This window comes from Micromonospora foliorum, assembly GCF_022229015.1.
Lineage (GTDB): Bacteria > Actinomycetota > Actinomycetes > Mycobacteriales > Micromonosporaceae > Micromonospora > Micromonospora foliorum.
Genome location: NZ_JAKKFF010000056.1, coordinates 1 through 13,663 on the forward strand (window position 1 = coordinate 1; position 13,663 = coordinate 13,663).

The following is a 13,663-nucleotide window of genomic DNA, read 5'->3' on the forward strand; positions in this document are numbered from 1 at the left end:
CCGCCGCACCACGATATCTTGACGCGTACCGGCCGACACGCTCTTCCGGTCGGCTGCGGGTCGAGCGGGGACGCCTACCCGCGCCCGGCCCCGGCGAGGTACGGGTGACGATCAGGGCGGCCGGTGTCTGCCACTCCGACCTGTCCATGGTCAACGGCACCCTCGCCGCGAGGTTCCCGCTGGTGCTCGGGCACGAGGCGACCGGCGTGGTGGCCGAGGTCGGGCCGGGCAGCCAGCTGACGGTCGGTACCCCGGTCGTGCTCAACTGGGCGCCGGCCTGCCGGGCCTGCTGGTGGTGCCGGCGCGGCGAGCCGTGGCTGTGCGCCGACACCACTGCCCCGACCGTGCCGCGCGGTGAGACCGACGACGGGGTCCCGCTGCACCTGACCCTCGGCCTCGGCGCGCTCGCCGAGGCGGTGGTGGTACCCGAGCGTGCGGTCATCCCGATTCCCGCCGGGCTGCCGCCCGAGCAGGCCGCACTGCTCGGCTGCGCGGTGCTCACCGGCGTCGGCGCGGTCCGGAACACCGCCCGCGTGGCGCCCGGCGAGTCGGTCGCGGTCGTCGGGCTCGGTGGGGTCGGGCTCGCCGTGCTCAGCGCGGCCCGCCGGGCCGGTGCCACGACGATCCTGGCCATCGACGTCGCCGAGGCGAAACGGGACCTGGCGCTCGCCGCCGGGGCGACCGACTTCGTGCTCTCCGACGACCGGCTCTCCAAGGAGGTGCGGGCGCGCACCGAGAGCCGCGGCGTCGATCACGCCTTCGAGTGCGTCGGACGCGCCGCGACGATCCGCGCGGCCTGGCGGCTCACCCGGCGTGGGGGAGCGGTGACCGTGGTCGGCATGGGCGCCAAGGACGACATGGTCAGTCTCGGCGCGTTGGACATCTTCCACTCCGCGCGCACCCTGCGCTCCTCGGTGTACGGCTCGTCCGACCCGCAGCGGGAGGTGCCGGAGCTGGCTGCCGAACTCGCCGACAACGCACTGGATCTGGGTGTGCTGGTCAGCGGGACGGTTTCGTTGGACGAGGCGCCGGCCGCGTTCGACCGGCTGGCCCGGGGCGAGGGCGCGCGCTGGGTGGTCACCCTGGACTGACGCTCGTCACAGCCGGGATCTCAGCGCGTCGACGATCTCAGCACGTCGACTTCGCAGCCTGGTGCCCATGGGTCGAAGCCGTGCTCGACGAGCCAGCGGACCGCCAGCAGGCTTCGCAACGACCACCACGCGCGGATCACGTCGAGGCCGACGTCGGCACGGTAACCGGCGAGGACGTCGCCGAGGTGCTCCTCGTGGCCGAGCGTCAAGGTGGCGAGGTCGAAGAGGGCGTCGCCCTGGCCCGCCTCGGACCAGTCGAGCACGCCGGTGATCTCGTCACCGTCGACGAACACGTGGGTGATCTGTAGGTCGCCGTGCGTGAAGACCGGGGTCCACGGGCGGAGCGCCGCCTCGGCGACCTGGCGGTTGCGGGTGACCAGGTCGGTGGGGAGGACGCCGTTGCCGACGAGCCACTCGCACTCGGCGTCGAGCTGCGATGTCAACTCGTCGCGGCTGCGGCCGGGCCATGGCGGTAGCGGCGCGTCGTGCAGCTTCCGAGCGGCGGCGCCCGCCGCGGCCCACGCCGCCGGCGACGCGGTCGACGGCTCGCCGAGGCGACCAAGCGCCGTTCCGGGCAGGGCGGCGAGCGCGAGCACAGGGGGCTTGCGCCAGAGAACCTCGGGGGTCGGGACCGGCGCCAGCGCCATCGCCTCGACCTCGACGTCGGTACGCCCCGGATCAGTGTCGATCTTCAGGAACACGTCGCCGACGCGCAGTGTCGCCCGTTCCTGGTGGGCGACGACGACCTCGACCTCGGGCACAACGCCATTGTCGCGACACGACCATCGCCATCCCAGCGATTTGTCGGAGGCGACTGGCGTGGTTGGCGAGGTGCCCCGGGCTGACCCCGGAAGGGGCCAACCCCGGGCGTCCGGGTGACGAGAGCCGGGCGATGGATCAGAAGGGCGGGGCGTCCTCGCCCATCAGCGCCAGCACGACGCCGCCCTTGCCGCTCTTGAGGCCCTGGACCACGACCTTGCCGGTGCTGCCGTCGGGCAACTCCAGGGTGAACGTCTTTCCGACCGCGTTCTTGGGGCCGTTGCCGGCGCTGTTGGCGGGTCGGAAGTCGCCGGCCCAGGGCGGAGTCCCGCCCCTACGGGCCGGCTCGGCGAAGAGCGCGGCGGTGCCGGGGGTCCTGGTGCCGTCTGAGGAAAGGAGCACTGAGGCGCTGCGAAAGGTAGCCATATGCGCCAAGGCTAACCCGGAAAGTGCCCGATCGCGGCACCACAGCTGCCCATGACGGCGATTCGGGCACCACCCGTTGCGCCCGGCGTCATACCTAGCAGTACTATGCATCGTACTTCTAGGTTTAGGGACGGGAGGTTTCGTGAAGGTCGCCAAGGATCTGGTCGCCGCCTCGGCGACGCCGATGGTGCTCGGCATCCTTGCCGAGGGCGAGAGCTACGGCTACGCCATCATCAGGCGGATCAACGAGCTGTCCGGGGGTGAGCTGGACTGGACCGAAGGGCTGCTGTACCCGTTGCTGCACCGGCTCGAGCGCCTCGGCTACCTGGAGTCGAGCTGGCAGGCGGTCGCCGGCGAGCGGAAGCGCAAGTACTACCGCGTCACCGACCGGGGCCTGGCTGAGCTGGTCGAGCAGCGCCGGCAGTGGGACACCGTGGTGGGCGCGCTCAAGGAGATCTGGCATGACCGTGCGCCGCTCACGGTGCAGCCGTTGGAGGGCCTCGCATGACGGCACACGACGGGCCCGGGGAGTTGGACGCGCAGTTCGAGCAGTGGCGCCAGTACGTGCTGCGCCGCAGGGAGTTGCAGGCGGTGGACGCCGACGAGCTGGAAGACCACCTCCGCGGCTCGGTCGACGAGCTCGTCGCCGCCGGGTTGAGCCCGGACGAGGCGTTCCTGGTCGCGGTGAAGCGAATGGGCAGCCTCGACGAGCTCTCCCGCGAGTTCGCCCGGGAACATTCGGAACGGTTATGGAAGCAGTTGGTGCTGACCGGTGACTCTGGCAGCCCGGTCGGCGGCACGCGCTCCCGGCGGGACCTGTGGGTCATGCTCGGCTGTGCGGCGGGTGCGCTGGCGTCGGTCAAGGTGCCGGCGCTGTTCGGGCTGAGCTTCGACGACGACGGCTCGTTCTACGCGCGGAACTTCACCCTGTTCGCGCTGCCGTGGCTGGCGGCGTTCCTGGCCTGGCGCCGGGGAGCCCGACGGTCGGTGATCGCGGTACTCGCGGTGCTCTTCGTCCTCGGCGCCGTGGCGGCCAACGCCTACCCCCTGGCGGACGACTCACAGTCGGTGGTCGTCACCAGCGTCCACCTGCCCATCGCCCTGTGGCTGGTGGTCGGCCTGGCCTATGTCGCCGACGACTGGCGCTCCTCCCGTCGACGCATGGACTTCATCCGGTTCACCGGCGAGTGGTTCATCTACCTCGTGCTGATGGCCCTCGGTGGGGGCGTGCTCGCCGCATTCCTGTTCAACACGTTCGCGGCCATCGGAATCGTTCCGGAGGAGTTCATCTCGCAGTGGCTCCTGCCCAGCGGCGCCGCGGCGGCGGTCGTCGTGGCCGGGTGGCTCGTCGAGGCCAAGCAGAGTGTCGTCGAGAACATCGCGCCGGTCCTCACCCGGCTGTTCACCCCGCTCTTCACGGCCGCGCTGCTCGCCTTCCTCGTCGCTGTCGTCTGGACCAGCCACGGCATCGACGTCGAGCGGGAGGCGCTGCTCCTCTTCGACCTCCTGCTGGTCGTGGTGCTGGGGCTGCTGCTCTACTCACTCTCGGCCCGTGACCCGCTGGCCCCGCCCGGCCTGTTCGACAAGCTCCAACTCGCGCTCGTGGTCAGTGCGTTGGCCATCGACGTGCTGGTGCTGCTGGAGATCACCGGGCGCATCACCGACGAGTACGGCGGTACGCCCAACCGGGCGGCCGCGCTCGGCGAGAACGTCATCCTCCTGGTCAACCTCGCGTGGTCGGCGTGGCTCCTGCTGACCTTCATCCGTCGGCGTACGCCGTTCGCGACGCTCGAACGGTGGCAGACCGGCTACCTGCCGGTGTACGCCGTGTGGGCCTGGATCGTGGTCCTCGTCTTCCCGCCGCTGTTCAGCTTCGCCTAGGCGGCGCTTGACCCTCCGCACCGAGGTCGGCGCGGACCGGTCAGGCAGGCCGTGACACGGAAGCCGGCCCACCCGCCACGGGTGGGCCGGCTTCCGGTCACTTGCCGGTGACGATGCCCGGGTTGATGCAGAGCCCCGGGTTGGCGCCGTTCTTCTCCGCGATCTCCAGACAGCGGGTCACCTTGTCGACCTTTGCGTTGGTCTCGGTGATCTGCTTGGAGATCTCGGCGTTCTTGCGGTCCTGTTCCAGGTTGCGGGTCTGCGCCAGCTTGTCCTGGAATGCCTTGATGTTGCCCTCGGTCTTGTCGTCGTGGTTCACCCGGGTGATGGTCACCGAGAGGATGTCCACGTCGGTGGCGAGGCGGCTCTCCGCACTGGACTTGATGTTCGCCGCGAACGGCTTCAGGTCGACGTTGAGGTCACCGGTCTGGGCGTCGATCTTCTCCAGCGGGTTGTACGCGGCGAACGCGTCGTTGACCGCGCTGTCGAGCTGCACACCCACCCGCTGACCCCGGAAGCTGGCGAAGTCGCCCTTGTAGTCCATGAACTGCTTCGGCGTGTTCTCCGGCTTGACCTGCCATTCGACGAGCACCTCGACACACGCGTCGGCGAGGGTGCCGGTGCGCACGCGTACGCAGTTGTCGCCGCCGATGTGGTCGTACTTCTGTCGGCCCGCGTCCCACTCGCCGACCTTCTGCCAGGGCGCCACCCACTTCAGGCCGGAGCCGGTCACCTCGCCGGTGGGCTTGCCGAAGCTGGTGACGATGCCGACCGAGCGGATCGGCACCGAGTGGGCGCTGGAGGCGATGCCGACCACCAGGGTGAGCGCGAGGAAACCGAGCGCCGCGAGGGCGGCCATCCGCTTCAGGGACCGTGCCGGAGCGACGAGGGCGACGACGGCGCTGACCGCCAGGGCGACGGCGAAGACGATCGCCATGGTGAAGCCGACGGGCATGGGGTGGGGACCTTCCGGTGGGCTGTGTGGATCATCAACCTAGGGGGTCCGGTCAAGTCGACGGCACAGGGGAGTGGAGTTCGCACACGTCAATCGTGGGTCGAATATGGAGCCCATCGACATGGTTCGACTCTGGCGACCCGCCGTAGGTTTCGTCCACGCGACGGGCCTGTGACCACGGTCACCGAACCGACCGTCGCCGCGACGTGCGGAGGATGAGGCGATGGCCGGGCAAGCGCTCCTGTCGGCCCGTGGGCTGACCCGCGACTTCCGGGGCTTCCGGGCGGTCGACGACGTCGACCTCGACGTGGCGTCGGACAGTGTGCACGCGCTGGTCGGCCCCAACGGCGCGGGCAAGACCACCCTGTTCAACCTGCTCACCGGCTTCCTGCGACCCAGTGGTGGGCGGATCGAGCTGGCCGGGCGGGACGTCACCGGACTGCCCCCGGAGCAGGTGGCCCGGCTCGGCGTGGCCCGCTCCTTCCAGATCACCAGCCTCTTTCCACAACTGTCCGCCCGCGAGCACGTCGCGCTGGCGTTGCAGTCACCCAGCGGGCTGGGCTGGCGGTTCTGGCGGTCGTCGAAGCTGATGGGCCGCTACACCGAGCGGGCCGACGAACTGCTGGCCATGGTGGGGCTGGCCGAGCTGGCGCACGCCCCCTCCGCGGCCCTGGCGTACGGCCGGAAACGCGCCCTGGAGCTGGCCATCGCCCTGGCGCTGGACCCGAAGGTGCTGCTGCTCGACGAGCCGACCGCGGGCATGGGCCTGGAGGACGTCGACCGCACCGTCGAGCTGATCGGTCGGGTCCGCCAGGGCCGGACCGTGGTGATGGTCGAGCACAACATGAGCGTGGTCGGCCGTCTCGCCGACACCGTCACCGTGCTCCAGGCCGGCAAGGTCCTCGTCGAGGGCCCGTACGAGCAGGTCCGCGCCGACGAGCGCGTGATCACCGCCTACCTGGGAGTGGCCGATGCTGCGCATTGAGAACCTGTCCGCCTTCTACGGCGAGGCGCAGGTGCTGCGCGACGTCAGCCTCGAGGTCTCCGCCGGCGAGGTGGTCACCCTGGTCGGCCGCAACGGTGCCGGCAAGTCCACCCTGCTGCGCTGCGTGATGGGGCTGCACCCCGGTCAGCGCGGCACGGTGGAGCTGGACGGGCGGGACATCACCAGGCTGCCGGCGCACAAGCGGGCCCGCCTGGGCCTGGGCTGGGTGCCCGACGACCGGGGCAGCTACGCCACGTTGACCGTCACCGAGAACCTCACGCTGCCACCCACTGTCGGCCCCGACCCGTGGTCGCTGGAGCGGGTGTACGAGGCGTTCCCGGCCCTGCACACCCGACGGGACTCGGCGGCGACCATGCTCTCCGGCGGCGAGCAGCAGATGCTCGCGCTGGCCCGGGTGCTGCGGATGGGCGCCCGACTGCTGCTCTGCGACGAGCCCACCGAGGGGCTGTCGCCACTACTGGTGCAGCAGGTCGGCGACCTGCTGCGCGAGGCCAAACGGCACGGGGTGACCGTGCTGCTTGTCGAACAGAACCTGCATTTCGCCACCGGGGTCGCCGACCGGCACTACCTGCTCGCCGAGGGCCGGGTCGCCGAGGCGATGGACAACTCCGAGGTGCGTTCACGCGAACGCGAACTGCTCGCGTACCTCGGGATCTGAATTCTCTCAACGACGACCCGCGCGACGACGCGCGGGATGGATGGAGTGGGCATGCGCAGGACGATGGGTGTGGCCGCGGCGTCGGCCGTGGTGGTGCTGGTCGCCGGATGCGGCGGCGGTGGCCCCCAGTCGAGTGGCGACCAGAAGCTGACCGGCGACAAGATCGTGCTGGGCGTGCTCAACGACCAGTCCGGGGCGTACTCGGAGTTGTCCGGGAAGAACTCGGTGGCGGCGGTGGAGATGGCCATCGCCGACTTCACCGCGAAGTACGGCGACAAGGCGGTGACCAAGGACATCACCGTGGAGACCGCCGACCACCAGAACAAGCCGGACGTGGCCAACTCCAAGGCCCAGGAGATGTACGACCGCAAGGGCGTCGACCTGATCCTGGACGTGCCCACCTCGTCGGCCGCGCTGAAGGTCGCCGACGTGGCCAAGGAGAAGAAGAAGCTCTACTTCAACATCGGGGCGGCGACCACCGACCTGACCGGCAAGAGCTGCAACAAGTACACCTTCCACTACGCGTACGACACGTACATGCTGGCCAACGGCACCGGGAAGACCACGACCGAGCAGATCGGCAAGAACTGGTACATCCTCTACCCGAACTACGCCTTCGGTCAGGACATGGAGAAGAGCTTCTCCACCGCGATCACGGCGGCCGGCGGCACGGTCGTCGGCAAGGACGGGGCGCCGTTCCCCAACACCAGCGGTGACTTCTCCACCTTCCTGCTCAAGGCGCCGAACCTGAACCCCAAGCCGAACGTGCTGGGCACCATGCAGGCCGGCGCGGAGCTGGTCAACGTGGTGAAGCAGTACAACGAGTTCAAGCTGCGGGACAAGGGCGTCGGCCTGGCGGTGGGGCTGATGTTCCTCACCGACATCCACTCGCTCACCCCGGCCGCGCTGGCCGGCACCACGTACACCGACGCCTGGTACTGGAACTTCGACGCGAAGAACCGGGAGTTCGCCGACCGCTTCCAGCAGAAGGCCGGCACCCGGCCGACCTTCGCGCACGCCGCCAACTACTCCGCGGCGTTGCAGTACCTGGAGGCGGTGCAGGCCGCCGGCACCGACGACGCGGACGCCGTGGTCAAGGGCCTGGAGGGCAAGACGGTCGAGGACGTCTTCCTGCGCAACGGGAAGATCCGCGCCGAGGACCACCGGGTGGTGCACGACGCGTACCTGGCCCAGGTGAAGCCGCAGGCCGAGGTCACCGAGCCGTGGGACTACGTGAAGGTGCTCAAGACGATCCCCGCCGCGGAGGCGTTCCGCGCGCCCTCGGCGGACTGCAAGCTGTGACCGCGAGGGCGCTGTGAGCGGATTCGCGCAGAACACGTTCAACGGGTTGGTGAGCGGGGCGTTCTACGCCCTGCTCGCCCTCGGGCTCGCGGTCATCTTCGGCATGCTGCGGGTGGTCAACTTCGCGCACGGCGCGTTCTACATGCTCGGCGCGTTCGGGGCGTACGTGCTGCTCGCCGAGGCGGGCGTGCCGTTCTGGGCCGCCCTGGTGATCATGCCGGTGGGGTTGGCCCTGCTCGGCATGGCGCTGGAACGCGCGGTGATCCACCGGCTGACCAAACTGGACCCGCTCTACAACTTCCTGCTCACTTTCGGTCTGACGCTGATCCTGCAGGACCTGGTGAAACTGCGCTACGGCGTGCAGTCCAGCCCGTACGAGACGCCGTCGCTGCTGAGCGGGTCGGTCGACTTCGGGCTGTTCGACTTCCCGACGTACCGGGTGTTCATCCTCGGCTTCGCGGTGCTGCTCTGCGTCGCGGTGTGGTGGGTGCTGACCCGGACCCGGATCGGCATGGTGGTCCGCGCGTCCACCGAGCGACCGGACCTGACCCGCGCGTTCGGCATCGACGTCGGACGGTGGGTGACCCCGGTCTTCGGCTTCGGCATCGGGCTGGCCGGCCTCGCCGGTGTGCTGGCCGCGCCGATGCGCGCGGTCAACCCGTTGATGGGCGCCGACCTGATCATCGTGGTGTTCGCCGTGGTGGTGATCGGCGGGCTCGGCTCGATCTTCGGGTCGGTCGCCGCCGGCTTCGGCATCGGGCTGGTGCAGGCGTGGGGTGAGGCGTACCTCTCGAACTTCCCGCTCGTCTCGCAGACGATCGTCTTCGTCGTGATGGCCGGCGTGCTGCTCTGGCGCCCGGCCGGCCTGTTCGGTCGGGAGGAGGCCCCCGCATGACCAACACAGTGGACACTCCCACCGACGCGTCCCGTTCGACGCCACCGTCCGGGCTGATCGCCGTGGCCCGGGCCCCCGGCTGGGTGCGGTACGCGCTGCTCGCCGTCGGCCTGGCCGTCGCGGCGTGGCTGCCCAACGGCCTCTACCCGGCGGTCGCGGTGGACATCCTCTGCTGGGCGCTGTTCGCCGTGGCGGTGGACCTGCTGCTCGGCTTCACCGGGCTGATGTCCTTCGGTCACGCCGCCTTCTGGGGCACCTCCGCGTACGTCACCGGGTTGGTGGCCATCCACGTCGGCCTGCCGTTCCCCCTCGCGGTGCTGGCCGGGGCCCTCGCCGCGGCCGTGCTGGCGGTGCCGATCGGATACCTGGCGGTCAAGCGGACCGGCATCTACTTCGCCATGGTGACCCTGGCCTTCGCCCAGATGGTCTACTACGTGGCCAACGAGTGGCGCTCGGTGACCCAGGGCGAGAACGGCCTCCAGGGGGTGCCCCGCGAGATGTTCGGCGTCGACCTCACCGACGACTACTTCTTCTACTACGCGATCCTGCCGATCGTGCTGCTCGGGCTCGCCGCCGCCTGGCGGATCGTGCACTCACCGTTCGGGCGGGTGCTGGTCGGCATCCGGGACAACCCGGCCCGGGCGCGGGCGCTGGGCTACCCGGTGCACCGCTACAAACTCACCGCGTTCGTGCTCTCCGGGTTCATCGCCGGCCTCGGTGGCGGGTTGTTCGCGGTCGGCCACCGGTTCGTCTCGCTGGACGTGCTGCACTGGACCACCTCCGGCAAGGCGGTCATCGTGGTGGTGCTCGGCGGGATCGGCACCCTCTGGGGTGGGGTGCTCGGTGCCGCACTCGTGGTCCGGCTGGAGGACTGGTTGTCGTTCTCCGGGTTCGAGGCGATCGGCCTGGTGACCGGCGGCATCTTCGTCCTGGTCGTGGTGCTGTTCCGGCGCGGCATCTGGGGCAGCGTCGCCGCGCTGGCCCACCGGCTGGCGGCCCGCCGGCGCTGAAATTCCGCGACGGCGCATCCGCCGCGCGCCCTCCGAGCGAACCCCCGGGTAGAGAACGTCTACCCGGGGGTACGTCTGGTGCTGACCGATCCGATGCCGGCGGAGGCCGTGGAGATGGCGCACAAGCAGGTCTCGCTGGCGGCCGAGGACCTGGACGCCAACGGCGTCGCCTCGGTGCTGCTGGAGTTGGTCGAGGCGTGGGGCGTGCCGGCGCTCTGGGAGCAGGTCTGCCGTCCGCTGCTGGCCCGGCTGTCGGGGCGTACCGCCGCCGAGATCGTCGTCGAGCACGCCCTCTTCGAGGGCGTCCGGGTCGGGTTGGACGTGTACCGCCGGGAGCCGGGCCGGTCACTCCCCGCCGGCGGTGTGCTGCTGGCCGGCGCCGAGAAGGAGGCGCACGGCCTGGGTCTGCTCGCGCTCGCCGCCGCGTTGCGCGAGCAGGGTCGCGGCTGTCTGAACCTCGGCCCCGCGCTGCCCTGGTCCTCGCTCACCAGCGCGGTGTACCGGGCCCGCCCGCACGCCGTCGTGCTCTGGTCGCAGACGCCGCTCACCGGCCGCGCGTACCGCCTGGTGCGCTTCGCCCGGGACTTCCCGTGCCTTCGGGCGTACGGCGCGGGGCCGGGCTGGATCGAGCCGCTCGGCGATCCGGCGATCCGTCTCGGCACCCTGGCGGACGCCGTCACCGCCTGCCTGGCGGTCGCGCCCGGGCGTGACGCTGACCACATACGATACGGATCGGTGCCGTATCGTTAATACGCGTCGTAGGCTGACCCGCGTTACGAGTCTGACCCGTATCGTATTTCGTCGCGGGTGATCAGCGTGGGGGGAAAGCCAGGCATGGAGCTGCACAACAACACCGGACACCCGAGGCGGTGGGCGATCCTGGGGGTGCTGGTGATCAGCCTCCTCGTGGTCGTCCTCGACAACACGATCCTCAACGTCGCCCTGCGCACGTTGGCCGACCCGGTGCACGGCCTCGGCGCCAGCCAGGGCGAGCTGGAGTGGTCCATCAACTCCTACACGCTCGTCTTCGCCGGGCTGCTCTTCACCTTCGGGGTGCTCGGCGACCGCGCCGGCCGTAAGCGCTTCCTGATGATCGGTCTGGTGCTGTTCGGCCTGGCGTCGCTGCTCTCCGCGTACGCCCAGAGCCCCGGACAGCTCATCGCGGCCCGCGCCCTGATGGGGGTCGGCGGCGCGGCCATCATGCCGGTGACGCTGTCGATCATCTCCAACGTCTTCGACCCGCGCGAGCGTGGTCGGGCCATCGGTGTGTGGGCCGGCGCGGTCGGTCTCGCCGTGGCGATCGGCCCGATCCTCGGCGGCGCGCTGCTGGAGCACTTCTGGTGGGGCTCGGTCTTCCTGATCAACGTGCCGGTGGTCGCCGCCGGTGTGGTGCTGGTGGCGCTGCTGGTCCCCGAGTCGCGTGACCCGCGGCCCGGTCGGATCGACGTGCTCGGCGTGCTGCTCTCCGTGGTCGGTCTGGTCGCCCTCTCCTACGGCATCATCGACGGCGGCGAGCACGGCTTCGACCGCCCGGTGGCCTGGGGTTCCATCCTGGTCGGCATCGCGGTGCTGGCCTGGTTCGTGCAGCACGAGCGGCGCAGCGACCACCCGTCGCTGGACGTCCGACTGTTCAAGGTGCCCCGGTTCGCCGCGCCGGTCGCCATCGTCGGCCTGGTGTTCTTCGCCGCGATGGGCTCGATGTTCTTCGGCTCGTTCTACCTGCAACTCGTACGCGACTACAGCCCGTTGCAGACCGGCCTGCTCTTCCTGCCCTTCGCCGGCGCCCAGCTGGTCTTCGCGCCGCGCAGCGCCGCGATGGTCCGCCGCTACGGCGGTAAGGCCGTCGCCACCGTCGGGCTGGCGCTGACCGTGGTGTCACTCGGCGCCTTCGTCTTCATCGGCGCCTCCACCCCGATCTGGATCGTGCTGCTCGTCTTCCTCATCCAGGGCGCCGGGATGGCCAACATCATGCCGCCGGCCACCGAGTCGATCATGTCGGCGCTGCCCCGGGAGAAGGCCGGTGTGGGCTCCGCGGTCAGCAACACCATCCGCCAGGTGGCCGGCGCGCTCGGCGTGGCCGTCCTCGGCTCGGTGCTCTCCGCGGTCTACCGCAGCGACATCGGTGACGCGCTGACCGGTCTGCCCACGCAGGCCCAGGACGCGGCCAACGAGTCGATCTCCGGGGCGTACGCGGCGGCGGGCCAGCTCGGCCCGGCGGCGCCGGGGCTGATCTCGGCGGCCAACGACGCCTTCGTCACCGCCATGCACTGGGCGGCCGGGCTCTCCGCGGTCATCGCCGCGCTCGGGATCATCGTGGTGTTGCGCTGGATGCCGGGCAAGGAGGAGACCAGCGTCGCCCCGGCGGCTCCGGTCGCCGAGCCTGAGCTGGCCGGCACGGCATAGGTTCGGGGAGAATGGCGGACATGACGTCCACTGCCGATGCTCCGCGGTCGCCCGGGCGACCGCGGAGCATCCGCGCCGACGAGGCGATCATCGAGGCCACCCTCGACCTGCTCGCCGAGGGCAGCACCATCGAGGCGCTCTCGATCGAGGCGATCGCCACCCGCGCCGGGGTCGGCAAGGCCACCATCTACCGCCGCTGGGCCGGCAAGGACGCGTTGCTGCTGGACGCGTTGCGCCGCCTCAAGGGCGTGATGGCGCAGCCGGCCGGCCACTCCGTCCGCGACGACCTGGTGCTGCTGGTCGGCGCGATCGGCAAGAACGTCGACCCGCGAGCGGCCAAGATCATGCCCTGCCTGGCACCCGCCGTGAACCGCAGCGCCGACCAGTTCCAGCTCTACCAGAACATCATCTCGCCCCGCCGGCAGCTGATGCGCGAGGTGCTGCGGCGCGGCATCGACGAGGGGGTGCTCCGCGCCGACATCGACGTCGAGGTGACGATGGCGCTGCTCACCGGGCCGATGCTGATCCAGCGGGTGCTCCAGTGGAACCCGGACCTGGACGAGCAGTCCCTGCCCGAGCGGGTCGTCGACGCCGTGCTGGCGGGCATCCAGGCCCGCTGACCCCGGGCGCTCGGTCGGCGGCTCGTGTCCGCCGGGGTGGGCGTTCGGTCGGCGGCTCTTGTGCCCACCGGTGTCGGGGTTCGGTCGGCGGCGTTCGCGCCCGGTGGTGTCGGGGCTCGGTCGGCGGCGTTCGTGCCGCCGGCCGGCGTCGGTCAGCCGGCCGGTGCGCGCAGTCGGTGCAGACGCAGCGCGAGCTGCACCTCCAGCGCCCGCTCCGGCCGCTGCCAGTCGACGCCGAGCAACTGCCCGACCCGCTCCAACCGCTGGGTCACCGTGTTGACGTGCACGTGCAGTTGCTCGGCGGCCCGGGCCAGGCTGCCACCCACCCCGAAGTACGCCTCCAGCGTCTTCACCAGAGCCGTGCCGCGCCGGGCGTCGTAGTCGAGCACCGGCCCGACGGTGGCGCTCAGGAACTCGGTCACGTCCTTCTCACCCCGGTCACCGACCGTGCCCAGCAACAACCCGACGAAGCCCAGCTCCACCGTGCTCGCGCCCTGCCCGGCGCGGCCCAGCGCGCCCAACGCCGTCAGGCACCGGTCCGCCTCCTGGAACGTCCCGGCCAGCGCCGCCGGCGTGTTGGACGGGCCACTCGCCCCGGCGGTCACCGGTCGGCCGGTCACCCGGGACAGGTCCCGGGCCACCGCGCGGGCGCTGCCG

At 70.7% G+C, this 13,663-nt stretch carries 15 protein-coding genes; 11 read left to right on the plus strand and 4 right to left on the minus strand.

Annotated elements, in window-relative coordinates; translation table 11 throughout:
* The first annotated feature begins 53 nt into the window (after positions 1-53).
* The gene (locus PSH25_RS05055; RefSeq protein ID WP_238657905.1) at positions 54-1,091 is read left to right on the plus strand and encodes an alcohol dehydrogenase catalytic domain-containing protein; all 1,038 of its coding nucleotides are present in this window, start codon (positions 54-56) and stop codon (positions 1,089-1,091) included.
* A 20-nt stretch (positions 1,092-1,111) separates the two neighbouring features.
* Here PSH25_RS05055 and PSH25_RS05060 read toward each other — a convergent pair whose 3' ends face one another.
* Positions 1,112-1,852, minus strand: a complete 741-nt coding sequence (locus PSH25_RS05060) for a phosphotransferase family protein (protein WP_238657894.1) — start codon at positions 1,850-1,852, stop codon at positions 1,112-1,114.
* 136 nt (positions 1,853-1,988) lie between these two features.
* Positions 1,989-2,252 (minus strand): hypothetical protein, encoded by a 264-nt coding sequence (locus PSH25_RS05065; RefSeq protein WP_088999874.1) that lies wholly within the window; start codon positions 2,250-2,252, stop codon positions 1,989-1,991.
* Between the two features lie 166 nt (positions 2,253-2,418).
* Between PSH25_RS05065 and PSH25_RS05070 the strand changes: the two genes are divergently transcribed.
* Together PSH25_RS05070 and PSH25_RS05075 are read left to right on the plus strand one after the other, a co-directional pair.
* Positions 2,419-2,784, plus strand: coding sequence for a PadR family transcriptional regulator (locus tag PSH25_RS05070; protein WP_238657895.1), 366 nt, complete (start codon positions 2,419-2,421; stop codon positions 2,782-2,784).
* The gene (locus tag PSH25_RS05075; RefSeq protein WP_238657896.1) at positions 2,781-4,157 is read left to right on the plus strand and encodes a permease prefix domain 1-containing protein; all 1,377 of its coding nucleotides are present in this window, start codon (positions 2,781-2,783) and stop codon (positions 4,155-4,157) included. The genes PSH25_RS05070 and PSH25_RS05075 overlap by 4 nt, the downstream gene beginning before the upstream one ends.
* A gap of 97 nt (positions 4,158-4,254) precedes the next feature.
* Here the strand turns inward: PSH25_RS05075 and PSH25_RS05080 are convergent, their stop codons facing one another.
* Complete coding sequence (locus PSH25_RS05080; protein ID WP_238657897.1) at positions 4,255-5,112, minus strand: SPFH domain-containing protein; 858 nt, start codon at positions 5,110-5,112, stop codon at positions 4,255-4,257.
* 223 nt (positions 5,113-5,335) lie between these two features.
* Between PSH25_RS05080 and PSH25_RS05085 the strand changes: the two genes are divergently transcribed.
* From PSH25_RS05085 to PSH25_RS05120, 8 genes are all read left to right on the plus strand, one after another.
* Positions 5,336-6,097, plus strand: a complete 762-nt coding sequence (locus tag PSH25_RS05085; RefSeq protein WP_238657898.1) for an ABC transporter ATP-binding protein — start codon at positions 5,336-5,338, stop codon at positions 6,095-6,097.
* Positions 6,084-6,776, plus strand: coding sequence for an ABC transporter ATP-binding protein (locus PSH25_RS05090; protein ID WP_238657899.1), 693 nt, complete (start codon positions 6,084-6,086; stop codon positions 6,774-6,776). Before PSH25_RS05085 ends, PSH25_RS05090 begins: the two co-directional genes overlap by 14 nt.
* A 51-nt stretch (positions 6,777-6,827) precedes the next feature.
* On the plus strand, positions 6,828-8,078 hold the full coding sequence (locus PSH25_RS05095) for an ABC transporter substrate-binding protein (protein ID WP_372492722.1): 1,251 nt from the start codon (positions 6,828-6,830) through the stop codon (positions 8,076-8,078).
* A 13-nt stretch (positions 8,079-8,091) separates the two neighbouring features.
* Positions 8,092-8,973 carry a branched-chain amino acid ABC transporter permease gene (locus PSH25_RS05100; protein ID WP_238657900.1) on the plus strand — a complete coding sequence of 294 codons (882 nt, stop codon included), beginning with the start codon at positions 8,092-8,094 and terminating at the stop codon, positions 8,971-8,973.
* Positions 8,970-9,983: a branched-chain amino acid ABC transporter permease gene (locus tag PSH25_RS05105; RefSeq protein ID WP_238657901.1), complete on the plus strand. Its 1,014-nt coding sequence runs from the start codon at positions 8,970-8,972 to the stop codon at positions 9,981-9,983. The genes PSH25_RS05100 and PSH25_RS05105 overlap by 4 nt, the downstream gene beginning before the upstream one ends.
* Before the next feature lie 78 nt (positions 9,984-10,061).
* Complete coding sequence (locus tag PSH25_RS05110) at positions 10,062-10,733, plus strand: transcriptional regulator (RefSeq protein ID WP_238657902.1); 672 nt, start codon at positions 10,062-10,064, stop codon at positions 10,731-10,733.
* 84 nt (positions 10,734-10,817) lie between these two features.
* The gene (locus PSH25_RS05115; protein ID WP_238657907.1) at positions 10,818-12,386 is read left to right on the plus strand and encodes an MFS transporter; all 1,569 of its coding nucleotides are present in this window, start codon (positions 10,818-10,820) and stop codon (positions 12,384-12,386) included.
* A gap of 11 nt (positions 12,387-12,397) precedes the next feature.
* Positions 12,398-13,006, plus strand: a complete 609-nt coding sequence (locus tag PSH25_RS05120; RefSeq protein ID WP_238657903.1) for a TetR/AcrR family transcriptional regulator — start codon at positions 12,398-12,400, stop codon at positions 13,004-13,006.
* A gap of 152 nt (positions 13,007-13,158) precedes the next feature.
* Here the strand turns inward: PSH25_RS05120 and PSH25_RS05125 are convergent.
* Positions 13,159-13,663 (minus strand): PucR family transcriptional regulator (locus tag PSH25_RS05125; protein ID WP_238657904.1); only part of this gene is annotated, 505 nt, incomplete at its 5' end.